This is a genomic window from Pseudomonas sp. 1152_12, assembly GCF_052850675.1.
The window spans coordinates 1-23,020 of sequence record NZ_VXCW01000022.1; the positions used below are offsets into that span (position 1 = coordinate 1).

General features: G+C 60.8%; 22 protein-coding genes, 4 tRNA genes and 1 riboswitch. Of the genes, 7 read left to right on the top strand and 19 right to left on the bottom strand.

The window, feature by feature from the left end:
* From FW764_RS26420 to uvrB, 11 genes are all read right to left on the bottom strand, one after another.
* Positions 1–847: hypothetical protein (locus FW764_RS26420; RefSeq protein ID WP_446436457.1), on the bottom strand; the 847-nt coding region annotated here is incomplete at its 3' end.
* A gap of 358 nt (positions 848–1,205) precedes the next feature.
* Positions 1,206–2,165 carry a tRNA dihydrouridine synthase gene (locus FW764_RS26425; protein ID WP_446436458.1) on the bottom strand — a complete coding sequence of 320 codons (960 nt, stop codon included), beginning with the start codon at positions 2,163–2,165 and terminating at the stop codon, positions 1,206–1,208.
* Between the two features lie 55 nt (positions 2,166–2,220).
* Positions 2,221–2,655 (bottom strand): acyl-CoA thioesterase, encoded by a 435-nt coding sequence (locus FW764_RS26430; protein WP_446436459.1) that lies wholly within the window; start codon positions 2,653–2,655, stop codon positions 2,221–2,223.
* 37 nt (positions 2,656–2,692) lie between these two features.
* Complete coding sequence (locus FW764_RS26435; RefSeq protein WP_446436460.1) at positions 2,693–3,526, bottom strand: alpha/beta hydrolase; 834 nt, start codon at positions 3,524–3,526, stop codon at positions 2,693–2,695.
* A gap of 15 nt (positions 3,527–3,541) precedes the next feature.
* On the bottom strand, positions 3,542–4,081 hold the full coding sequence (locus tag FW764_RS26440; RefSeq protein WP_083357717.1) for a TetR/AcrR family transcriptional regulator: 540 nt from the start codon (positions 4,079–4,081) through the stop codon (positions 3,542–3,544).
* A 183-nt stretch (positions 4,082–4,264) separates the two neighbouring features.
* Positions 4,265–4,340, bottom strand: a tRNA-Glu gene (locus FW764_RS26445).
* 78 nt (positions 4,341–4,418) lie between these two features.
* Positions 4,419–4,494: transfer RNA gene (locus FW764_RS26450), tRNA-Ala, on the bottom strand.
* A 50-nt stretch (positions 4,495–4,544) separates the two neighbouring features.
* Positions 4,545–4,620 (bottom strand) — tRNA-Glu (locus FW764_RS26455).
* A gap of 78 nt (positions 4,621–4,698) precedes the next feature.
* Positions 4,699–4,774, bottom strand: a tRNA-Ala gene (locus FW764_RS26460).
* Between the two features lie 147 nt (positions 4,775–4,921).
* Entirely contained in the window at positions 4,922–6,403 is a 1,482-nt protein-coding gene (gene gltX, locus FW764_RS26465) for a glutamate--tRNA ligase (RefSeq protein WP_446436461.1), read from the bottom strand.
* A gap of 138 nt (positions 6,404–6,541) precedes the next feature.
* Complete coding sequence (gene uvrB, locus FW764_RS26470; RefSeq protein ID WP_446436462.1) at positions 6,542–8,557, bottom strand: excinuclease ABC subunit UvrB; 2,016 nt, start codon at positions 8,555–8,557, stop codon at positions 6,542–6,544.
* A gap of 343 nt (positions 8,558–8,900) precedes the next feature.
* On the opposite strand from uvrB, the gene FW764_RS26475 reads away from it, so the two are divergent.
* Together FW764_RS26475 and FW764_RS26480 are read left to right on the top strand one after the other, a co-directional pair.
* Positions 8,901–10,097, top strand: coding sequence for an amino acid aminotransferase (locus FW764_RS26475; protein WP_446436463.1), 1,197 nt, complete (start codon positions 8,901–8,903; stop codon positions 10,095–10,097).
* A 99-nt stretch (positions 10,098–10,196) separates the two neighbouring features.
* A complete protein-coding gene (locus FW764_RS26480; protein WP_446436464.1) occupies positions 10,197–10,406 on the top strand; it encodes a hypothetical protein in 210 nt (69 codons plus the stop codon).
* Positions 10,407–10,445: 39 nt separating this feature from the next.
* On the opposite strand, the gene ptrR is transcribed toward FW764_RS26480, so the two are convergent.
* A complete protein-coding gene (gene ptrR, locus FW764_RS26485) occupies positions 10,446–11,324 on the bottom strand; it encodes a putrescine utilization regulator PtrR (RefSeq protein ID WP_446436465.1) in 879 nt (292 codons plus the stop codon).
* Positions 11,325–11,427: 103 nt separating this feature from the next.
* Between ptrR and FW764_RS26490 the strand changes: the two genes are divergently transcribed.
* Positions 11,428–12,819: an aldehyde dehydrogenase family protein gene (locus tag FW764_RS26490; protein ID WP_446436466.1), complete on the top strand. Its 1,392-nt coding sequence runs from the start codon at positions 11,428–11,430 to the stop codon at positions 12,817–12,819.
* Between the two features lie 65 nt (positions 12,820–12,884).
* On the opposite strand, the gene FW764_RS26495 is transcribed toward FW764_RS26490, so the two are convergent.
* Genes FW764_RS26495 through FW764_RS26505 form a run of 3 tightly spaced genes read right to left on the bottom strand, consistent with a single transcriptional unit; the run spans position 12,885 to position 15,811 of the window.
* Positions 12,885–13,904 carry an ATP-binding protein gene (locus FW764_RS26495; RefSeq protein WP_446436467.1) on the bottom strand — a complete coding sequence of 340 codons (1,020 nt, stop codon included), beginning with the start codon at positions 13,902–13,904 and terminating at the stop codon, positions 12,885–12,887.
* A gap of 9 nt (positions 13,905–13,913) precedes the next feature.
* Positions 13,914–15,380, bottom strand: coding sequence for an RAD55 family ATPase (locus FW764_RS26500; RefSeq protein ID WP_446436468.1), 1,467 nt, complete (start codon positions 15,378–15,380; stop codon positions 13,914–13,916).
* Positions 15,377–15,811 (bottom strand): hypothetical protein, encoded by a 435-nt coding sequence (locus FW764_RS26505; RefSeq protein ID WP_446436469.1) that lies wholly within the window; start codon positions 15,809–15,811, stop codon positions 15,377–15,379. Before FW764_RS26505 ends, FW764_RS26500 begins: the two co-directional genes overlap by 4 nt.
* A gap of 117 nt (positions 15,812–15,928) precedes the next feature.
* Positions 15,929–16,122: riboswitch (cobalamin riboswitch) on the top strand.
* Between the two features lie 117 nt (positions 16,123–16,239).
* On the opposite strand from FW764_RS26505, the gene FW764_RS26510 reads away from it, so the two are divergent.
* The 3 genes from FW764_RS26510 to FW764_RS26520 are packed head-to-tail and all read left to right on the top strand — an operon-like array spanning position 16,240 to position 19,012.
* A complete protein-coding gene (locus FW764_RS26510; RefSeq protein WP_446436470.1) occupies positions 16,240–17,250 on the top strand; it encodes an ABC transporter substrate-binding protein in 1,011 nt (336 codons plus the stop codon).
* Positions 17,247–18,251 (top strand): FecCD family ABC transporter permease, encoded by a 1,005-nt coding sequence (locus FW764_RS26515; protein WP_446436471.1) that lies wholly within the window; start codon positions 17,247–17,249, stop codon positions 18,249–18,251. The genes FW764_RS26510 and FW764_RS26515 overlap by 4 nt, the downstream gene beginning before the upstream one ends.
* Positions 18,248–19,012: an ABC transporter ATP-binding protein gene (locus FW764_RS26520; RefSeq protein WP_446436472.1), complete on the top strand. Its 765-nt coding sequence runs from the start codon at positions 18,248–18,250 to the stop codon at positions 19,010–19,012. Before FW764_RS26515 ends, FW764_RS26520 begins: the two co-directional genes overlap by 4 nt.
* Before the next feature lie 69 nt (positions 19,013–19,081).
* Here FW764_RS26520 and FW764_RS26525 read toward each other — a convergent pair whose 3' ends face one another.
* From FW764_RS26525 to tspO, 3 genes are read right to left on the bottom strand one after another with little or no spacing between them, the layout of a single operon-like run.
* Positions 19,082–19,579 (bottom strand): GNAT family N-acetyltransferase, encoded by a 498-nt coding sequence (locus FW764_RS26525; protein ID WP_446436473.1) that lies wholly within the window; start codon positions 19,577–19,579, stop codon positions 19,082–19,084.
* The gene (locus tag FW764_RS26530; RefSeq protein ID WP_446436474.1) at positions 19,576–20,499 is read right to left on the bottom strand and encodes an alpha/beta hydrolase; all 924 of its coding nucleotides are present in this window, start codon (positions 20,497–20,499) and stop codon (positions 19,576–19,578) included. Before FW764_RS26530 ends, FW764_RS26525 begins: the two co-directional genes overlap by 4 nt.
* The gene (tspO, locus tag FW764_RS26535) at positions 20,499–20,939 is read right to left on the bottom strand and encodes a tryptophan-rich sensory protein TspO (protein WP_446436475.1); all 441 of its coding nucleotides are present in this window, start codon (positions 20,937–20,939) and stop codon (positions 20,499–20,501) included. The genes FW764_RS26530 and tspO overlap by 1 nt, the downstream gene beginning before the upstream one ends.
* Before the next feature lie 197 nt (positions 20,940–21,136).
* Between tspO and chrA the strand changes: the two genes are divergently transcribed.
* Complete coding sequence (gene chrA, locus FW764_RS26540; RefSeq protein ID WP_446436476.1) at positions 21,137–22,348, top strand: chromate efflux transporter; 1,212 nt, start codon at positions 21,137–21,139, stop codon at positions 22,346–22,348.
* On the opposite strand, the gene FW764_RS26545 is transcribed toward chrA, so the two are convergent.
* Positions 22,335–22,910 carry a nucleotidyltransferase family protein gene (locus tag FW764_RS26545; RefSeq protein ID WP_446436477.1) on the bottom strand — a complete coding sequence of 192 codons (576 nt, stop codon included), beginning with the start codon at positions 22,908–22,910 and terminating at the stop codon, positions 22,335–22,337. The two genes, chrA and FW764_RS26545, sit on opposite strands and share 14 nt — an antisense overlap.
* Positions 22,911–23,020 lie beyond the last annotated feature (110 nt).

Here is a 23,020-nt window from a genome sequence, read left to right on the forward strand (position 1 = left end):
CCACCTCATGCTGATGATCTGCCTTGGCCTCATCTTTGACTTTGGGGGTGACGTCAATCTTGGCATCTGGCTGTGGAAGCGCATCGGGAATGGACACAAAGTCCGTCGCCAGCCTCGGCCTTAACCCGCTCTGCGCAGAAACCCTCGAATCCGGACAGTGACAATTGACGCTAACGTGCACATTGATGTTTGCCTTGGCGTCGCTGATCACGGTGCCATCAGCTTTAGTCGTTGTGGGGTATGACACCGTCAAGCTCTGCTGACGGGCATCATGGCTCACTACCGGAAGATCACTTGGTTGCGGTTTCACCGGCGGCTGAGGCACATCCCGTACTGCCGGCAGTTTGCCTGAATCTGGAAAATCCAACTGTTCGCCTGCGTCAGTTTTAACCTGCAAACCTTCTGTGCCCGGCGAATTCACGGGGTGACCTGCGTCAGGTTTCCCCAGCAACTTACTACCCAGATCCCGCAGTTGCGTACCGGCGTCAGCGTCCGCGGGCAAATTGCGCACCTGCGGTACACCTTCCGGTGATTTGCCTAAGTCAGGTAATGCCGCTGGCATTAAATCTTTGCCGGCAACCATTTCACGTATGGTTTTGAAGATTTGCTCAAGCATGTCAAATAACTTAGCGAGCGCAGCACCAGGAATCATGACCTCATTAGGCGAGAACCGGGCGTTGTCAATGCGCAGTGGCGTATTGCTGACACTTGTACCTGGGGCATGCGCATTCGTGCTTTCACTGGAGTTAGATGACGAACCCGCATTTCGATCAAAGGCGGACGCATCAGCTTTCACGAATGATGGGTGATTAACCGATAGAGACATTAGCAGTTCCTTATTCAACATAGCCTGAACCCGTTAATAGGTGAGGGCATTGATAGTTTTATTCGCTGGAAACAACAGCGCTGCTTCACAGTCCCTACTTTCGTGGAAAGTTAAGCTAATGAGTTCCGAAATTCGGCCTTCATATAAGGAAACCAATGGGCGTTATCAGACTTTGCCGCCTAGACTTTTCCGACGAGGCCTTAAATCAAGCCGCTGTGGACTCCAAACAATCGTCACACCCGTTAATACACTGCGCAAAGGCAATTAACCGACAATATAAAAACACCTATTGGCCGTTTTTTTGTGCTAACCCGCGAGCGCAAAAAAGGGCGCCCATGGCGCCCTTTTCAGGTGAACTGTAAAAACCGACTTAAACGTCTCAGGCGGCGATGGGGTGTGACATGCCCAGCAGACGGCTGACTTGATGCAGATCGGTCTCGCGGCGCAAGGCTGTAAACAGCACCACCGCCTCGGGGTAGTTGCGGGTCAGCATCGCCAGCCACTGCTTCAAACGGCCCGGTGCCTGCTTTTCAGTCAGTTGTGCCACCGACTGAGTCCAGAACGCCTGAAGCATCGGCTGCATTTGCGCCCAGGTCATTTCAACCACGTCTTCTCCTGCCTTCGCGGCCACAATCTGCCGCGCCAGGTCGGGACGCGCCACCAAGCCACGGCCAAGCATGATGTCTTCAGCGCCGCTGATTTCGCGGCAACGTCTCCAGTCTTCGACACTCCAGATATCGCCATTGGCGAACACCGGCACCTTGACCACATCCTGCACCCGTGGGATCCACTCCCAGTGGGCCGGCGGCTTGTAGCCATCGGTTTTGGTGCGCGCATGCACGACGATGTGCGCAGCGCCACCCTCGGCCAACGCTGTAGCGCACACCAGCGCACCATCCGGGCTATCGAAGCCCAGGCGCATCTTGGCGGTGACCGGGATATGTGCCGGGACAGCACGTCGCACATGCTCGACGATCTGATTAAGCAGCTCCGGCTCCTTGAGCAATACCGCGCCACCTCGGGACTTGTTGACCGTCTTGGCCGGGCAGCCGAAGTTGAGGTCAATCACTTGCGAGCCCAATTCGCAGGCCAGCGCGGCATTTTCCGCCAGGCACACCGGGTCGGAGCCCAGCAATTGCACGCGCAGCGGCACGCCCGCGGCGGTGTGGGCGCCGTGCAGCAGCTCCGGGGCGAGCTTGTGGAAATAGGCAGGGGTGAGCAGGCGGTCGTTGACGCGGATGAACTCGGTCACGCACCAGTCAATACCGCCCACGCGGGTCAGCACATCGCGCAGGATGTTATCGACCAACCCCTCCATGGGCGCCAAAGCAATTTGCATGGAAAACACTCAACAAAAATCGTGGCGCAGTTTACTGGGTTTCCCACCCTAAACGTTAACCCCCTGTCAGCGCAGGACCATAACCATCAAGAAATTCGGCCGGCATGCGCTTGGGCTTGCCGCTGGACAGCTCGATACACACAAAGGTGGTCTGCGCACGCAGCAATATCGCGCCGTCACAGGGGCGTACCAGTTGGAAGCGACGCGTCATCTTCAAGCGCTGGTCCCAGTCGATGATCCAAGTGGCCAGTTGCAGCTCATCGCCCTCATAACCTGCCGTCAGGTAGTCGATCTCATGGCGCACCACCGCCATGGCGCGGTCAAGACGGCGGTACTCAGTGAGGTCCAGCCCCAGGCGCTGGGAATGGCGCCAGGCGCAACGCTCCAGCCAGGACACGTACACCGCGTTATTGGCGTGCCCCAGGCCGTCGATGTCTTCAGCGCCGACCTGCAGATCGATGATAAACGGCGATGCCAAATCCCAGTCCATGCCTTACTCCCGTCGCTTAATGTCGACGGGAAGTGTATCAGGCGGTCTGCCGCGCCTGTAAAGGGCGGCCTGCCAGCAGCGCCAACACGGCATCGATCACCCGAGGGTCAGCCAGGACCTTTTGGTGGCCGCCCTGCTCCAAGCGCAGCAGGCGGCTGTCGAACCAGGCGTCATGGATGGCTTGCGAGGCCTTGACCGGAACGAAGGGATCGTCTTCGGCATGCACAATCAGGCCGGGAATATTCATCTGGTAGTGCGCCACATCCAAGTGCCTAAGCGGCATACCAAGGGTCAACTCGACCTCCTGGATGAACGCCGAGCGCGCCCGTGGCGGCAAACCGACCATACCAGCAAAACCGCGCAGCACATCGAGCAAGCGCGACGGCGCAGCAATACTCACCAAGGCCTCGGTACGCAGCCCCAACTGCACCGCCAGCATCGCACTGGCGCCGCCCATGGAATGCCCCACCACCGCGTGCAACGGCGGCAGCTCAGCGGCGGCGTCAAGCATAGCGCGTGCGAACAGCAGCACATGCGCTTCACGCCCCGGCGAGCGACCATGAGCCGGGCCATCTAAGGCAATCACCGAATAACCGTTATCCACCAACGCTATAATCAGGCTGGCGAACTGCGTGGGGCGCCCTTCCCAACCGTGCATCAGCAGCACCGCCGGCCCTTGCCCCCAACACAATGCCGACAACCCAAAGCGCAGGGTGATGCGCTCCGATTGCGCCAGCGACGACAGCTCCCACTCACGCGGCGGCAGGTTACGAGGCGTCATGAAGGTACGGCGCAACTTGCTGGCCACCGTGCGCGGTGCCAAGCGGCCGACGGTGCCATTAAAGCCACGGATCCAGGTTAGTGCGCCCATCATGCGACTCCTTTTTCAGCGCACCGCCGACTTGGCTGCACGCAATACACGGTCGGACAACTCACCGGGACCAAGGGCGCGGGCCAATGCCAGGCCACCGATCATCAACGCCATGTCGGCCAGAGCCTTGTCGGTGTCTTCGGGGCTGGCGGCCAGTTGGGCGGCCATTAACTCCGTATGTTCGTTGAGCGCCTGGCGAAACTCATCCGGCAGGCGGCTCATCTCACCCACAGTGGCCGGTATCGGGCAGGCTTGGTCGGTTGAGTCACGATGCTTGCGCGACAGGTAAAACGCCGCCACCAAGCCTCTGCGCTCCTCACCGGTGAGTTGCGCGTCCATGTCGTCGATCGACGCGCGACGCCGGGCCAGCAGTTGCGTGAAGGCCTCCAGCATCAACGCATCCTTGCTTTCAAAGTGCGCGTAGAAACCACCGACCGTAAGCCCCGCCGCGCCCATGACTTCGCCAACACTCGGCTCTGCCGGGCCACGCTGGATCAACGCCGCGCTGGCGGCCTGCAAAATGCGTTCGCGGGTTTGCGCTTTTTTATCGCTCATCGTTGCCTCCGTCTCTCGTGAGTCTAATATTATTACCATAATAATATTTAGCAAGCGACAAGCATCACCGCTGATCAGGACATAAAGATGGGAATTGATGAGAGGATTGGCCAAACGCCAGACAAACAAAAGGGCCATTCAATAATTGAATGACCCTTAAAAATCCCGCAGAGCGGGTAATCGTGGCGTCCCCTAGGGGACTCGAACCCCTGTTACCGCCGTGAAAGGGCGGTGTCCTAGGCCACTAGACGAAGGGGACACAAACCTTCTATACACTGACCAGGCTGAGACTGGTCGACCCAAGGACGGTGTGGCCGGAACCTTGAACCTGTAAAATTGGTGGAGCTAAACGGGATCGAACCGTTGACCTCTTGCATGCCATGCAAGCGCTCTCCCAGCTGAGCTATAGCCCCGGATTTTTCGTCTCGCGACGCAGCAGACCTTTCGAGCTGCTTGTTGAAACTGGCGTCCCCTAGGGGACTCGAACCCCTGTTACCGCCGTGAAAGGGCGGTGTCCTAGGCCACTAGACGAAGGGGACAAAACCTTCTGTACATCTGATCAGGGCTGAGACCTGATCAATTCAAGGCCGGTGTGGCCAGACCTTGAACCTGTAAATTGGTGGAGCTAAACGGGATCGAACCGTTGACCTCTTGCATGCCATGCAAGCGCTCTCCCAGCTGAGCTATAGCCCCTCATCGGTGAGGACGGGGCGAATCTTAATGGCGGTTTGATAGGCTGTCAAATTTATTTTCAACAATTTTCAAAATTTTTTGCCGGGATAACAATCACTTACCGTTAAAACCCCGGAAAGCCGGGGTTTTATCGTTACCGCAGGTTGCTTAGGCGATAGCGCCCAGCAGCTTTTCCCACTCTTTGTTTTCTTTCTTCGACACACCACCAAGCAAATCAAGGGCTTGGCGCAGACGGAAACGCGTCAGGTCCGGGCCGAGAATTTCCATCGCATCGAGTACCGACACGGAACTGGCCTGCCCGGTGATCGCAGCAAACATCAGCGGCATGGCATCGCGCAATTTCAGCTCCAGGGACTCGACCACCGCCTGAATCGTCGCGGTGATGGCGTCCTTCTCCCACTGACGCAGGCTTTCGAGCTTCCACAGGATCAACTGCATCAACTGGCGAACCTGATCGCCCGAGAGCTTCTTGGATTCAAACAGCTTGACGTCCGGGTTCACGCCACCGGCAAAAAAGAAGCTGGCCAACGGTGCGACCTGGCTGAATGTCTCCACCCTGCCCTGCACCAGCGGCGCGATCTTCATCATGTACTCGGGGTTCAATGCCCACTGCTGCACGCGGCTGGCGAATTCTTCAACCGGCAGGTCACGCAACCATTGGCCGTTGAGCCACGACAGCTTCTCTATATCAAAGATCGGCCCGCCAAGGGACACGCGGGACAGGTCAAAGTTATCGACCATTTCCTGCAACGAGAACTTCTCGCGCTCGTCCGGCATCGACCAGCCCATGCGGCCCAGATAGTTGAGCATCGCTTCGGGCATGAAGCCCATGCGCTCGTAGAACGTCACCGAAGTCGGGTTCTTGCGCTTGGACAGCTTGCTCTTGTCCGGGTTACGCAGCAGCGGCATGTAGCACAGCTGCGGTTGCTCCCAGCCGAAGTATTCGTAGAGCAGGATCAATTTAGGCGCTGACGGCAGCCACTCTTCGCCGCGCAGCACGTGAGTGATGCCCATCAGGTGGTCGTCGACCACGTTGGCCAGGAAGTACGTCGGCAGGCCGTCGGTCTTCATCAGCACCTGCATGTCCATGCGGTCCCACGGGATCTCGACGTCACCGCGCAGCATATCCGGCACCACACACACGCCTTCGCTCGGCACTTTCATGCGGATAACGTGAGGCTCGCCAGCCGCCAGACGCTGGGCCACTTCTTCTTTGGACAGCAGCAGCGCGCGTCCATCGTAGCGCGGAGTTTCGCCACGCGCCTGTTGCTCGGCGCGCATCTGGTCGAGTTCTTCTGCGGTGCAAAAGCACGGGAAGGCATGGCCCATGTCGACCAGTTGCTGGGTGTACTGCTTATAGATGTCGCTGCGCTCGCTCTGGCGATACGGGCCATGCGGGCCACCGACGTCCGGGCCTTCCGCCCAAGTAATGCCTAACCAGCGCAACGCATCGAAAATCTGCTGTTCCGACTCACGGGTCGAACGCAGTTGATCGGTGTCTTCGATCCGCAGGATGAATTCACCGCCATGCTGCTTGGCAAAGCAGTAGTTGAACAAGGCGATGTAGGCAGTGCCGACGTGGGGATCGCCAGTAGGCGATGGCGCAATGCGCGTGCGGACGGTGGTCATGGCAGGTCTCGAATGGGCGATATAGCTGAAAATTGAAACAAGGGGCGAATGGTAACAGCCTGGGGCGGTTGGGCTCCAGCGTGGGTGATTCTGGTAGACCGCGGTGCCTGCGATGAGGCCACCACCGTCAGCGCAAAATCAAACAGCCAGCAGCCGCTCCCGCAGCTTGCCGATCTCATCGCGCGTCTGCGCGGCTGCTTCAAACTCAAGATCCCGAGCCAGCTGGTACATCTTCTCTTCCAGCTGCCGAATACGCTTGGTGATCTCACTCGGCGAGCGCAATTCGTTCTCGTACTTGGCGCTTTCTTCGGCCGCCTTGGCCATGCCCTTGCGTTTCTTGCTGCGCGAACCGGGCACGGTGGCGCCTTCCATGATGTCGGCGACGTCCTTAAACACGCCTTTGGGGATGATGCCGTTCTCCAGATTAAAGGCAATCTGCTTGTCACGGCGGCGCTCAGTCTCGCCAATCGCCCGTTCCATGGAGCCGGTGATGCGGTCCGCGTAGAGAATCGCACGGCCATTGAGGTTACGCGCCGCTCGGCCGATGGTCTGGATCAGCGAGCGCTCGGAACGCAAGAAGCCTTCCTTGTCGGCATCGAGGATCGCCACCAGCGAGACTTCCGGCATGTCCAGGCCTTCGCGCAGCAGGTTGATGCCCACCAGCACGTCAAAGGTGCCCAGGCGCAGGTCGCGAATAATCTCGACGCGCTCCACGGTGTCGATGTCCGAGTGCAAATAGCGCACGCGCACACCGTGGTCGGCCAGGTAGTCAGTCAAGTCTTCGGACATGCGCTTGGTCAGCGTGGTCACCAGCACCCGCTCTTCCAGGGCCACGCGCTTGGTGATTTCCGAGAGCAGGTCATCCACCTGAGTCAGCGCCGGGCGGATCTCGATTTGCGGATCCACCAGGCCGGTCGGGCGCACCAGTTGCTCAATCACGCGCCCCGCATGTTCAGCCTCGTAGTTACCCGGCGTGGCCGAGACAAAGATCGTCTGCGGGCTGATGCTTTCAAACTCGTCGAAGCGCATCGGTCGGTTATCCAGCGCCGAAGGCAGGCGGAAGCCATACTCCACCAAGGTTTCTTTACGCGAACGGTCACCTTTGTACATCGCGCCCACCTGCGGCACGCTGACGTGGGACTCGTCGATCACCAGCAAGGCGTCGTCCGGCAGGTAATCAAACAGGGTCGGCGGCGCCTGCCCGGAGTCGCGCCCCGAGAGGTAGCGCGAGTAGTTTTCGATACCGTTGCAGTAACCCAGCTCCAGGATCATCTCCAGGTCGAAGCGAGTACGCTGCTCCAGGCGCTGAGCTTCCACCAGCTTGTTGTTGGCGCGCAGGTATTCCAGGCGCTCGGCCAACTCGACCTTGATGCCCTCGATGGCGCCCATCAGGGTTTCGCGCGGGGTCACGTAGTGGCTTTTCGGGTAGAAGGTGAAGCGCGGCAACTTGCGGATCACCTCGCCGGTCAACGGGTCGAAGGCCGACAGACTCTCGACTTCATCGTCAAACAGCTCGATGCGGATCGCTTCCAAGTCGGATTCCGCTGGGTAGATGTCGATTACATCGCCGCGCACACGGAAGGTGGCGCGGGCGAAGTCCATGTCGTTGCGGGTGTACTGCAAACTCGTCAGGCGACGCAGCAGCTCGCGCTGGTCGAGTTTGTCGCCGCGATCAACGTGCAACACCATCTTCAAATAGGCTTCGGGGCTACCCAGGCCGTAGATGCACGACACCGTAGTGACGATGATCGCGTCCTTACGCTCCAGCAGCGCTTTGGTCGCTGACAGCCGCATCTGCTCGATATGGTCGTTGATCGACGCATCCTTCTCGATGAAGGTATCGGACGACGGCACGTAGGCTTCGGGCTGGTAGTAGTCGTAGTAAGAAACGAAGTATTCCACCGCGTTGTTCGGGAAGAACGCCTTGAACTCGCCGTACAGCTGCGCGGCCAGGGTCTTGTTCGGCGCCAGCACCAAGGTCGGGCGATTGATCTGCGCAATCACGTTGGCGATGCTGAAGGTCTTGCCTGAACCGGTCACCCCGAGCAGCGTCTGGTGCGCCAGCCCGGCTTCGATGCCCTCGACCATCTGGCGAATGGCTTCGGGTTGATCGCCGGCGGGTTCAAAGCGGGTGACGAGCTGGAAATCCGACATAACGTACCTCGTGAAGTCACCCCAGACTGCAAACCGCCAGGGACGAAATAGCTCAGCAACCCGCGAATAATCATCGCAGGTTGCAGGAAAAAACCATGATAGCTGTAGAAGTGGTGCCGAATGTGACGGGTTTCAAGGCAATCGTCCTACTTGCCGTCGTGGCCCCATGCTGCAATAAGACTGACGGTCAGTAAATAAACCGAAAAACTTGGCTTAAAAGCCGTTTCGGCTGTCGCCCTCAGCCGGGATGGGCTCTATACTAGCTCCCCGTTTGTGCACCGCTCTAGTGCATTCGGCTGGAGCGCGACACGTCCCTCCATTCCCCCATAGAGCTGCCGCAAAAATGAGCCTGTTCTCCGCTGTCGAAATGGCACCACGCGATCCAATCCTGGGCCTCAACGAAGCATTCAACGCCGACACCCGAACCACCAAGGTCAACCTTGGCGTGGGCGTTTATTGCAACGAGGAGGGGAAGATTCCACTCTTGCGTGCCGTTGCCGAAGCGGAAGCCATTCGCGTGGCGCAACACGCCGCCCGTGGCTACTTGCCGATCGACGGCATCGTCGCTTACGACCAGGCCGTGCAAAAACTGCTGTTCGGCGCTGACTCGCCGCTGCTGAGCGCCGGCCGTGTCATCACCGCACAAGCGGTCGGCGGCACCGGCGCGCTGAAAATCGGCGCGGACTTCCTCAAGCAACTGCTGCCCAACGCCGTCGTCGCCATCAGCGACCCGAGCTGGGAAAACCACCAGGCGCTGTTCGAAAAAGCCGGCTTCCCGGTGCAGACCTACCGCTACTACGACGCCGCCACCCACGACGTGAACCGTGCCGGTCTGCTCGAAGACCTCAACGCCCTGCCGCCACAGTCCATCGTGGTGCTGCACGCTTGCTGCCATAACCCGACCGGCGTCGACCTGAGCCCGGCTGACTGGCAACAAGTACTGGACGTGGTCAAGGCGAAAAACCTCGTACCGTTTCTCGACATGGCCTACCAGGGCTTTGGCGACGGCATCCACGAAGACGCCGCCGCGGTACGCCTGTTCGCTGAGTCGGGCTTGACCTTCTTTGTGTCCAGCTCGTTCTCCAAGTCGTTCTCACTGTACGGCGAACGTGTGGGCGCGCTGTCGATCGTCAGCGAGTCCAAGGAAGAAAGCGCGCGCATCCTGTCCCAGGTCAAACGCGTGATCCGCACCAACTACTCCAACCCGCCAACCCACGGCGCGGCGATCGTGGCTGCCGTGCTGAACAACCCTGAGCTGCGCGCCCAGTGGGAAGCCGAACTGGCCGAAATGCGCCTGCGCATCCGTGGCATGCGTGAGCAGATGGTCGCCGAACTGGCCAAGGCAGCGCCAGGCCAGGACTTCAGCTTCGTCGGCCGCCAGCGTGGGATGTTCTCCTACTCCGGCCTGACCGTTGAGCAAGTCACCCGTTTGCGCACCGAGTTTGGCATCTACGCGCTCGACACTGGCCGCATCTGTGTGGCGGCGCTGAACCAGTCGAACATAGGTGCGGTGACAAAGGCGATTGTTCAGGTTCTATAAACCTGCCAGCGTCCTGTGAAGGGGAAGCCAGTGGCTTCCCCTTTTTATTGGCGAACACACTAGACTGAACCCCGACTGCCCCTTTGCTGTGAGAGCCTTATGAGAAACGACGACCTGGACCTGCGCGCCGACCGCGACGAATTGCATGACTACACCCCGCGCGCGCCGCAAGCCAAGCGCCAGAAAAGCCTAGTATTGCAAGTGGCGCTCGGTGTGTTCCTTGGAGGCTTGGCGCTCTGGTTGGTGCAGTTAGGCGCAACAGCGATCATAGCCAAATTGGCCATGGGCACCTTCCAATTCGGCGGTTGATAAAGATCAACACGTGGGAGGGCTTTGCTCCCTCCCACATTAGACCCGAGGTGCTTCCAGGACGTGCTCTTCCAACAGTTTCACAAAACTGTTCAAACTCTGCGACACCGTGCCCCGGCGCCAGATCAGCCAGGTGTTCAGAATGCGGAATGCGTCGCTCAACGGCCACACACTCACCGCCGTAAACCCTGGCATGCTCTCCAGCATGCTGCGCGGCATCAATGCCAGGCCGGCCCCGGCGCTGACGCAGGCGAGCATGCCGTGGTAGGACTCCATCTCGAAGATCTTGCCCGGCACCGCGCCATCCTGTGAGAACCAGCGTTCGAAGTGATGGCGATACGAGCAGTTTGAGCGAAACGTATAGATGCTCTCCCCTGCCACATCCTGCCCGCGCGTGATCGGCGCATGGTGCAGCGGCGCGATCACCACCATCTCCTCTTCAAACACCGCCACGCCTTCGAGCGTGGCATGCAACACCGGCCCATCGACAAACGCCGCCGCCAGCCGCCCCGACAACACGCCCTCGATCATCGTGCCCGACGGCCCAGTGCTCAGGTCCAATTCGACCTTGGTGTGCTTCTGGTTGTACGTCGCAAGCAACGCCGGGATACGTACCGCCGCCGTGCTCTCAAGCGACCCCAGAGCAAACGCGCCCTGGGGCTCCTCGCCCGCCACCGTCGCACGGGCCTCTTGCACCAGGTCGAGAATGCGCCGCGTATAACCGAGGAAATTCCACCCGGCCGGTGACAGACGCAGTCGACTTTTCTCGCGGATAAACAGCTCCACGCCCAAGTCCTGCTCCAGTTGCTTGATACGCGTGGTCAGGTTGGACGGTACGCGATGAATCAACTGCGCGGCGGCGCTGATGCTGCCTTGCTCGGCAACGGCCTTGAAGATTTCCAGCTGCACCAGGTCCAAATCATTCTCCAATCGTGAATATATTGCTCAATATTATTCAGTTTCCAGAAAACATACATCCCCGTAGGCTCAATCCATTCCACTCATTCAGCCGGACGGTGCCATGAACACTATCACTCACCAGACTCACGCCTTGTCGATCAACCCCGCCAACGGCGAAACAGTCGCCAGCTACCCCTACGAAACCGAGTCGCAGCTAAACGCCGCGCTTGAGCGTTCCAGCGCGGCCTTCCGCACCTGGCGCCGCCAGCCTGCCAGCCAGCGCGCCGAATGGCTGCTGGCGCTGGCCAATGCCCTGCGTGAACAAGCCGAAGACATGGCGCAGATGATTACCCTGGAAATGGGCAAACCCATCGCCCAGGCCCGCGCCGAGATCGAAAAATGCGCGCAACTCTGCGAATGGTACGCCGCCCACGGCCCGGCCATGCTGGCGCCAGAGCCAACGCGGGTGGACAACGGCAGCGCCCAGATAGAGTACCGCCCGTTAGGCCCGATCTTCGCCGTAATGCCGTGGAACTTCCCTGTGTGGCAAGTGTTGCGCGGCGCGGTGCCGACCCTGCTGGCGGGTAACACTTACGTGCTCAAACACGCACCGAACGTAATGGGCAGCGCCTACCTGATCCAGCAAGCGTTCCAGAAAGCCGGTTTCGCCGAAGGTATTTTTGAAGTGGTCAACGTGACGAACGACGGCGTTTCCAACGCCATCGCCGACCCACGTATCGCCGCCGTCACCCTCACTGGCAGCGTACGCGCCGGCATCGCCATCGGCTCCCAGGCCGGTGCGGCGCTGAAGAAATGCGTGCTGGAATTAGGCGGCTCCGACCCGTTTATCGTGCTCAACGACGCCGACCTCGACGCGGCTGTGCAGGCCGCCGTGATCGGCCGCTTCCAGAACAGCGGCCAAGTCTGCGCCGCCGCCAAGCGCCTGATCATCGAAGCTGGCGTGGTAGACGCCTTCACCGCCAAATTCCTCGACGCCAGCCGCGCGTTGGTGATGGGCGACCCGACTGCGACCAGCACCTACGTCGGCCCAATGGCCCGCTTTGACCTGCGCGACGAGCTGCACGGCCAAGTCCAGGCCACTTTGGAAGAAGGCGCGACCCTGCTGCTGGGTGGCCACAAAATACCCGGCGCTGGCAACTACTATGCGCCCACCGTGCTGGCCAATGTCACCGAGCAAATGACCTCATTCAAACAGGAACTGTTCGGGCCGGTAGCCTCGATCATTACTGCCCGCGATACCGACCACGCCGTGGCCCTAGCCAACAACAGCGAGTTCGGCCTGACTGCCAGCATCTTCACCACCGACCCGGCCAAGGCACGGGATATCTCCAACCAGCTGGAAACCGGCGGGATCTTCGTCAACGCCTTCAGCGTGTCCGACCCTCGAGTGGCATTTGGCGGTGTGAAAAAGAGTGGCTTTGGGCGGGAGTTATCGCACTTTGGCGTGCGCGAATTCTGCAACGCGCAGACGGTGTGGTGGGATCGCAAGTAAGCCAAATCCTTCTGTGGCGAGCGGGCTCGCCACAACCGGCTCGCTCACCACAAGGATGGCGCTAATCAGGCATTCAACAACGGCAACGTCACCACAAACTCACTGCCACGGCCCTTGCCTTCGCTGATGGCGGTGACCTTACCGCCATGCGCCTCAACCAACGCTCGAACCACCGTCAAGCCAATCCCCAACCCTGAACCGTTAAAGCCGACGGCGTGCTCGTCCTGCACGTAAGGCTCAAAGATCAACGGCAACGCCTTGGCCGACACGCCAATGCCGTTGTCCGCAATGCTGATCCTCAGCTCATCCGCCACGCTGACTGACAACACAATGGCGCCCCCCACCTGCGTGTATTTGGCAGCGTTGGCCAGCAGGTTATGCAGAACTTGCGCAAGGCGCCCCGGGTCTCCACTGAGCATCAAGCTGCCATCGGGCAGGTGGGCATAGAACCGCTGGTTTTTTGTACGCATCACCGGGCCGCACGCATCAATGGCGCGCCTCAGAATTTGCAGCATATCGACCTCCCGGCGTTCGACACGCAGCTTGCCGGTGCTGACGCGTGACACGTCCAGCAAGTCGTCTACCAGTTGTGAAATATGCTGCACCTGGCCTTCGATCAGCTCACGCATGCGCGGCAACTGGTCGCTCGGCAGGCGCACCATGCGCTCGGCGATCATGCTGATCGGCGTTAACGGGTTGCGCAGCTCATGCGCGACCATCGCCAGAATGCTTTTCTGCTGGCCCAGCGCACGCTCAGCGGTTGCCTGCAAGTCTTGAGCGCTAAGCGCCGCGATCACCAACTGGGCATTTGCCTCGCGAAGCTCCTGGTACAAGCGCTGCTCTTCTAGCCGCGGCGGGGTTACCGCATCGGATTGCGCAAGGAGGATCGCCAGCACCAGTTGCTGATTGGCCTCGATCACCTGCTCAACCTGCTGGGTATCCACCAGACGGCTACTGGCTTCACTCAATTGCTGCTGCAGAGCAGCAAGCACGGCACGCGCCTCAACGGTTTTTTGGCCAAGCAGGAAGAGTTCGTGAGCGGCAGAGGTCAACTCACTTTCATTCTTGCCGCCGGTTTCGCTCATGAGCCAGGCTCACACATGTTTGTCTCCCACCAAAACCTGCTTGGTCGGTCGGCCGCCCAGCAACCCTTCCTGCTCGGGCAACATGTCGCGAATCTGCAGGCCGTTATCGTCGATGTGGTACTGGCGCAGCTGATCAGAGTGCGCACTGGCGCGCACCTTGACCACAGCCATGATGCGCAACAAACGGCTCTCTACTTCGATATAACGCTGCACGATGATCGCGTCGGTCAAAAACGCAGTGCCATAGGGGCTAAAACGCAGGTCGGTGTAACGGTCTTCAAGCTCCGAGGTCATCAATACACTAACCCCGGCAGCGGTCAGCGCGGTCACCATACGCGACAGCGACTCGCGAAAATCTGCACGAAACGTTGGCGCCAACGCCAGTTCAAAGCCCGACAACGAATCAATCACCACGCGGGTGGCGTTCAAGCGGCTGATCTCGCCAAGCAGCAAGTGCACGATTTCATCAATGGACAGGTCCGGCGCACGACTGTCCACCAGGCCCACCTGTCCGTTCTTGATCAGCTCGGCCAACTGGCGGTTTTGCGAGTGGTTGGGCCGCTGCTCAAAGACCGCAATCACCCCGGTTTCACCGTTGCGTGCGCCTTCGGCCAGAAAGGTTGCCGCCAGGATGCTCTTGCCCGAACCCGAAGGCCCGGCCACCAGCAGCGAATAGCCACGAGGCAAGCCGCCGCCTAGCATCTCATCGAGTGCCGGCACGCCCATTTTCAGGCGCGTGATCGGGAACGTCGACGGCGCCTCAACTAAACGATTGATAGCGGCCGGCGAGAACACCTTGATCCCCGAGGTGGCAATACGGAAAGTGTGCAGTCCCGGCAATGTCGGTTGGCCGCGCATCTTCATGATTTCCATCTTGCGCACCATCGAATTGCGCTCGACGCTCTGGCGCAGCCAAATCAGGCCGTCGGCCACGGTGAAGATCGGGTTGGTGTCGGTCTCAGTGAAATACTCGCCGATCAGGAAGGTCGTCGCCTGCCACGTGGTCATCAACATGCCCAGTTGCTGGATAAACTGCGGCAGGTTGTTATTCGGGTTGTGCTGGGTCTGGCTGGCCAGCACCACGGAGCGGAAGGAATCGACAAACACCAATGACGGCGAATGCGCTTCGACCTCGCTGACAATGCGCCGTAATACCTCGTCCAAGTCCCCAGCCAGAGTGTCGTCGGCGAGGTTGATATAGCGAATCGACCGGTTGATCGCTTCCTCGTCGAAAAAATCGAATTGCTGCTGGTAACGCAGCATTTTCAGCGGCGGCTCACCCAGCACCGTAAAGAACAGCGCGGGTCGCTCCGGCGTGGCCAGGGCGAACATCATCTGGTGCGCAAGGGTGGTTTTGCCACAGCCTGGCGGGCCTGCGATCAGGTTGAACGAAAACTCCGGCAGGCCTCCGCCCAGGACCTCGTCCAGTCCTGGCACACCGGTGGCCAGACGGTTGATAGTCACTTTGGTGCTCATGGCGAAATTTCCTGCGAAGAGGTGTCGCTCGAAGAAGGCTGCCACACGTCAACCAGCAGACGTGCGGTGAGTGAAGGCCCGATCAGCGTGGTCAGAAGCTCGTAGAGGGTTGTCAGCAACACCTCACCGAAAAACAGCGCATCGGTTTCGTTCTGCTCGACGAGTACGGATTTTAGGGCAATCAGGTCCGTCGCGGCCGGCACACTGCCATAGGTGCCGGCCAAGCGTGGATGGGTCGCGACGCACAGATGAAAGCTGCGGCGGTACAGCGCGATAACACCTTGCTGGCCGATAATGGGCGTAAGTGCTGCGCCCATGTCCTGCAAAATCGAAACAATCGCCGCGGCGATGCTTGCAGTGTCAGCGTGCGGGCCAACACGGTGCGCCAGAGAAGCTACGATCCGGCGGCTCTCTTCGCTAAGCGTGGGCATGTTGACTAATATCTGATGAACAGAGATTGATGGTACACCCTCTGCCGCAAGATAGAGCCCCCACAGACCGTGGCAGATCAAATGGGCGCGGATGAGGCTCCCCCTGCCTGCCACGATCGTCTAACATACCGCGCCGGTTCCCGAACGGGACTAATAGGGAATCCGAAGCGCAGACCCTCGCGCCAATCGGAACTGCCCCCGCAACTGTAGGTGCTGAGCCTGCTCCACATCGCCACTGGGCATTGCCCGGGAAGGCCGGAGCGTGGCGATGACGCATCAGTCAGGAGACCTGCCGGCCCAGCAACCATCACTAACCGGCGGGGTGTCCGGGAAGGACATCCGTGCCCTGCCCTATCGGCAGCATCCGTGGTGTATTTCCACGCCGTACCGCCCCTGTTTTCACGTACGGTTCACACGGAGATTGCCCCATGCTGCCACGCGTTACCGTCTTGCTCACCGGCCTGGGCTTCTGTGCCCTGGCCCACGCAGCGCCTACTCACTACCCGCTGACACTGCAGAACTGCACCAGCACCCTGACCTTCCAGCAGGCGCCCGCGCGCAGTGTGACCATCGGCCAGGCTGCCACCGAGATGCTTTACGCCTTGGGCGTTGGCGACACGGTGGTTGGCACGTCACTGTGGTTCAACCGCGTATTGCCGCAGTTCAAGGCGCAGAACGACAGCGTCGAGCGCCTGGCCGACAACGAGCCGAGTTTCGAAGCGGTCATCGCCAAACGCCCGCAACTGGTGGCCGCCGAGCTGGAATGGGTGGTTGGCCCACAAGGCGTGGTGGGCACCCGCGAGCAATTCCACGAATTGAAAATCCCCACCTACGTGCTGCCCTCCGACTGCGAAGGCAAAGACAACCTGGTGGGCGCCGACGGCACGCGGCTTGAGCCGTTTCGCATCGACACGCTCTATAAAAGCATCCGCCAGTTGGCCGAGATTTTCGACGTACAGGCTCGCGGCCAGCAACTGAACGCAGAGCTCAAGGCACGCTTGGCCAAATCCGTCGCCACCGCGCAGGGCAAAGGCCTCAAGCAGGCGAGCGCGCTGGTGTGGTTCTCCAGTTCCGAGATGGCCAGTGACCCGTATGTGGCCGGCCACAAGGGCATCCCCGAATTCATGCTCCAAACCCTGGGCCTGCAAAACGTAGTGCAGTCCGATGAAGAGTGGCCCGCCGTTGGCTGGGAAACTCTCGCCAAGGCCAACCCGACCTTCCTGGTGATCGCCCGCATGGACCGCCGCCGATACCCGGCCGACGACCATGAACACAAACTCGCCTTCCTGCGCAGCGACCCAGTCACGCGCAACATGGACGCGGTGAAAAACAACCGCATCATCATTATTGACGCCCTGGCGCTGCAAGCCAGCATTCGCATGTTCGACGGTCTGGAACAACTGGCCGGCGCCATCGACAGCTACGACCTGCCTAAATGATGCGCGCCCTACTCGCCCTCTCGCTGCTGGTGCTCGCCATACTCGCTGGAGTGGCCATCGGCGAAACCGCCATCGAGCCACAGGTGGTGCTGCACGTACTCGCCAACAAACTGTGGGCGGCCGGCTACCTGCTGGACCCGATCGACGAAGGTGTGGTGTGGAACTACCGCCTGACCCGTGCCCTGGTCGCCGCCGCGTGTGGGGCCGGGCTGGCCACCTGCGGGGTGATTTTGCAGTCGTTGCTGCGTAACCCGTTGGCCGACCCTTACCTGCTGGGCATCAGCGCCGGCGCCTCGACCGGCGCGGTGCTGGTCGCACTGCTCGGCGTGGGCGGCGGGTTGATTTCGCTGTCGGCAGGCGCGTTTGTCGGCGCCATGGCGGCCTTTGCACTGGTGATTTTGCTGGCGCGCGCCAGCGGTTCATCCAGTGGCACCGGGCAGATCATCCTGGCAGGCATCGCCGGCTCGCAACTGTTCAATGCCCTCACCGCGTTCCTGATTACCAAGTCGGCCAGTTCCGAACAGGCGCGCGGCATCCTGTTCTGGCTGCTGGGCAACCTCAGCGGTGTGCGCTGGCCGTCGGTGTGGCTGGCGGTGCCGGTAGCGGTTGCAGGGTTGGCGGTGTGCCTGTGGCACCGTCGCGCGCTGGATGCGTTTACCTTCGGCACCGATTCAGCAGCATCGCTGGGCATTGCGGTGCGCCGCGTGCAGTTTGTGCTGGTGGGCTGCGCGGCGCTGGTGACAGCGGTGATGGTGTCGATTGTCGGCTCAATCGGCTTTGTCGGGCTGGTGATCCCCCACGCTGTGCGCCTGCTGGTCGGCACCGGGCATTCACGGTTGCTACCGGCCAGCGCCTTGGGCGGCGCGCTGTTTTTGATTGCCGCCGATGTGTTATCGCGCACCTTGATCAAGGGCCAGGTGATCCCGGTCGGTGTGGTGACGGCATTGGTGGGCGCCCCGGTGTTTGCGCTGATTTTGATTGGCCGGAGGAATGCTCGATGACGGTGCTCAGTTGCACGGGCCTGGGCTTCAAAGTACGTGAGGCCGAGTTGCTGCGCGATATTCACCTTGAGGTTCAAGTGGGCGAAACCTTAGGCATCGTCGGCCCGAACGGTTCCGGCAAATCCACCCTGCTCAAACTGCTCGCCGGCTTGCGTACACCCGGCAGCGGCGAAGTGCGCTTGGGCGGCCAACGCCTGGGCGACCTGTCGCGACGCGCCATTGCCCAACAGCTGGCGGTGGTGGAACAACAGGCGGACACCGACGACGCCATCCGCGTGTTCGACGCTGTGGCGTTGGGCCGCACACCGTGGCTGTCGGCGCTGAGCCCGTGGGCCGCCGAGGACGACGCCATCGTCAACCAGGCGCTGCATGACGTGGACGCCGCACACCTGAACAAACGCGCATGGCGCAGCCTCTCCGGCGGCGAACGCCAGCGCGTGCACATCGCCCGCGCCCTGGCCCAACGGCCACAGATTTTGTTGCTGGATGAACCGACCAATCACTTGGATATCCAGCATCAACTGGCAATTTTGAAGGGCGTGCAGGCGCTGCCGGTGACCACGCTGATTGCGCTGCACGACCTCAACCAGGCGCTGACCTGTGACCGCTTGGCCGTGCTGGATCACGGGCGCTTGGTGGCGTTGGGCGCGCCGCTGGAGGTGCTGACACCTCAGCGTTTGCAAGACACGTTTGGCGTGCAGGCGCATTACCTGACGGACCCGTTTGATGGGGCGCAAATATTGCGATTGCGCTCAAACTGAGGAGCCCCAGCCAGCCTCTATCCTATGAAGATCGGGCTTCTTGTGGCGAGCGGGCTTGCCACAACAGCGTTATAGGTGCCGCTGCATATGCGTCGTCCGCCACACCGGATCGGCTTCAACATCGACAATCTCAAACCCCTGCCGAAGCCAGAAATCAATCGCCCCCGCGAGAAAAGGATGAGTATGCAGGTAAACCACTTCGACCCCATCCGCCCGTGCCTGCGCCTCCAGCGCGCGGTACAACTCACCCGCCAAACCAAAACGGCGGAACGTTGGAAGAACAAACAGGCGCACCACCTCCACCGTTTTAAGGCCCAGGTAATTCAACTGAGGGAAGCGACCGTCATAGGGCAAATAGCCGATGGCGGCGACGATTCGGCCTTCGGCCCTGGCGATCAGGAACTGGCCGTCGCCGTGAAGGTAGACCGCCTCGAACCGCGCCAGATCGTCCGGCATGCCGGTGGCGCTGAGTGTGGGAAAAAGCTCAGCCCGCGCCAGCAAGACAAAGCTCAGTACCCCGTGGATATCGCTAGGGCTGACCCTCTCAATGATGGGTCTCTGGCTCATAGTCGCTGGCCTATCCAGGCCCGACTGTAAGCCAGCACGCTGTGCGCGATCGCCACCGGAAAATGAATAAACCCATGGGCAGATTCCGCCAACAGGTGCGCTTCAACCTGCGCTTGCGCGCCCCACCGCTCGGCGATCAACAACGTGTCATCCCTGAGCGGGTCCAATTCCCCGACAAACATCAATGCTGGCGGCAACCCGGTAAAATCGCCATACAACGGCGACAACGGTGGCTGCCGACGCTGTTCATCACTCAGCCCCGGCGTCAGCATACGCAAGGCCTCGACCATCCCCGGACCCTCCAGCAGCAATGTGTCCGGCCCCGCTGCGCGCACGCTCGGCGTGCCGGCCAAGTCATAAACCCCGTAATACAACACCGCCCCGCTCACGCGCTTGAGCAGATCCGGCCATTGCTTGAGCGCCAGCAACATCGCCACTGCCAGGTGCCCACCGGCGGATTCACCCACAACAAACACCGGCAAGTTGGCAAACTCAGGGCAGTCGCCCAATAGCCAGCGCGCGGCGGCCAGACAGTCCTCCATCAGCCCCTCAACCGGCGTATCGACCGCCAGCCGGTAATCCACCGACACCACCGCCACTTCGCAGGCCCGCAGCATGCCCAGGTTCAAGTCATCGTCCATCTGCGCATTGCCGATCACCCAGCCGCCACCGTGGATATCCAGCACTACGCCCTTGGCCTTGCCCGCAGGGCGCAGGATGCGCACGGGCACACCGCTCACCTGCCGGGTCTCAGCGGCAGGCGCGTTCTTGAGCGATTGACTGACGCGCAGCAGCGCCTGGATCACACGCGGTGTGACGCGATTGCGGACTTTAAAGCGCGGCAGCCAAGCGAGTTTCTTATTGAAACGCCGCATCTCGGCCAGCTCGGGCTCGCTGGCAGGCCAACGTTTGTAGGCCATCAGCGGTTATTGCGCAAAATCGAGAAATTCAACGCCGCCGCCACACACAGCCACGCCAGATAAGGGAACAGGATCAACCCAGTGATCAGATCCAGGCGCACGGCCAGCACCACCATCGCGGCGACGGTGATCCACAGCAGCACAATAATCACCATCCCCGCGAATAGCCGGTGCGCCCCGAAGAACACCGGTGTCCACAGCGTGTTCAAGGCGATTTGCGCAGCCCATAGGGCCAGCACCTCTTGGCTGCCGGGGATCAGGGCCAAGCGGTAACCCGCCCAGGCCAGCAGCCCGTAAATGAGCGTCCAGGCCACCGGAAACAGCCAGTTCGGCGGGGTGAAGCTGGGTTTGACCAGCGCGTCGTACCACGCACCCGGTTTGAAAATAATGCCCGTGCTGGCAGCGGCGGCGCAGGCCAGCAGGAAGATAAAGAAGGTCATCGTCTGTCCTTAGCTGAAGTCAGCTGTGTGTGAGGGGCAGGCTTTTTCCCTGCCCTCTTCAATGACTCAAACACCCCCGGATAAATTCCATCCAGCGTGGCAATTGGCACACAACGCTGGCTCTTCTTCACGTCATCAAAATCCGCTAGGGTGCCTGCACACTTTAGCCCGTTTTGACTTTATCGAGACTGCCCGCATTGACCACCTCCTCCACTGATCACACCGCCAGCCCCTGGCCGGTGTTCCTGATCTTCCTGCGTCTGGGGCTCACCTCCTTCGGCGGCCCGGTGGCGCACCTGGGGTACTTTCGCGACGAGTTCGTCACCCGGCGGCGCTGGCTGAGCGAGCGCAGTTATGCCGATTTGGTGGCGCTGTGCCAATTTCTCCCGGGCCCGGCCAGTAGCCAGGTGGGCATTGCGTTGGGCCTGTCGCGGGCGGGCTACGGCGGCGCGCTGGCGGCGTGGCTGGGGTTTACCTTACCGTCGGCCCTGCTACTGATCCTCTTTGCACTCGGCGTTGCGCAACACAGCAGTGTCGTCCCGCCCGGCGTACTGCATGGCCTTAAAGTGGTGGCAGTCGCCGTGGTCGCCCAGGCCGTGTGGGGCATGGCGCGCCACCTGTGCACCGACGCGCCGCGCATCACCCTGATGCTGATCGCCGCCTGTGTGGCGCTGTTGCAAACATCGGCCTGGGGCCAAGTCGGCATCATCGGCGCGGCGGCGGTGGCCGGCCTGCTGTGGCTTCATACCGCGCCGCCCGCTACCCACGACGCCCTGCCCATCACCCTCAGCCGTCGCGCAGGGGCGCTGTGGCTGGCGCTGTTTTTGCTGTTGCTGGCTGGCCTGCCGCTGCTGGCCGAACTGACGCCCGGCCAAGGCCTTGCAAGGGTCGACGCGTTCTACCGCACCGGCGCGTTGGTGTTCGGCGGCGGCCACGTGGTCTTGCCGTTATTGCAAGCCGAAGTCGTGCCGACCGAGTGGGTGAGCAACGAAGTGTTCCTCGCCGGTTACGGCGCCGCCCAAGCCATGCCGGGCCCGCTGTTCACCTTCGCCGCGTTCCTCGGCGCGGCCATGCAGCAGCCCCCGAACGGCTGGCTCGGCGGCCTGCTCAGCCTGCTGGCGATCTTCGCACCCTCGTTTTTACTGGTGGTGGGCGCATTGCCCTTCTGGGAAACCCTGCGCCGCAGCCTCCGCACCCAAGCCGCCCTGGCGGGCGTGAACGCCGCGGTGGTCGGCCTGTTGTTGGCTGCGCTATACCAACCGGTGTGGACCAATGCAATCTTCAGTGCGTGGGATTTCGGCCTGGCTCTGATTGCCCTGGTGGCGTTAATGGTGTGGAAATTGCCGCCGTGGCTGGTCGTGCTTGGCAGTGGCGGGCTGGGGGGGTTATCAAGCCTTATTCTGGGATAGGGTCAGGCGCTACGATCTTGAGCCACGGCCAGCGCGCCTGATAACTCTTGGCCTTGGCCGCAAATAACTCGGGCTCGCGATGAAGAGGGTTGATCCGCAGCACACCCTGCTCTACATCCGCCAAGCCGTAAGGCGCGTACACCTCGCCCGTATCGATCTGGAGCGCGATGCACGTGCCCGCCACCAGGTAGCGATCAACGCCTTGTTTGGCCGTGTGCAACTGCGGATAAGGTCGGCCAAACCGCTCGCCATACCACAGATGAACCCGTGCCTGGTTCCTGACCTCGACGTTGACGCCTAAGTCCTGAAACAACAGCCCAGCTGCGCGAATGACTCTGTCCTCTGCCTCGTAGGACAGGTCGCTGTCGAAGTAAAAAACGTCGTAGTCCTTCACACCTTGTGCGACGGGAAGACTCGATTGATGGTTCCACACCGCCTGGAACAGACAGCCGGCCGTGAGCATGCACTGGTCCACACCGAGGTCAGGCAAGCGCGCGGTGATTTCGGCGTTGATGGGGTTAGCCATGGCCAGTTCAAGCAGGGTTTCAACGGTCAATGTCATGTTTAATCCTGGGTCATCGAGCCTTTTGTAAAAGCCGACTGTACGACAGCGCCGAGTCAGAAGTGTGAACGGCAGCGTAGGCAAATGCGCTGAAGTGCGCAATGAAACGT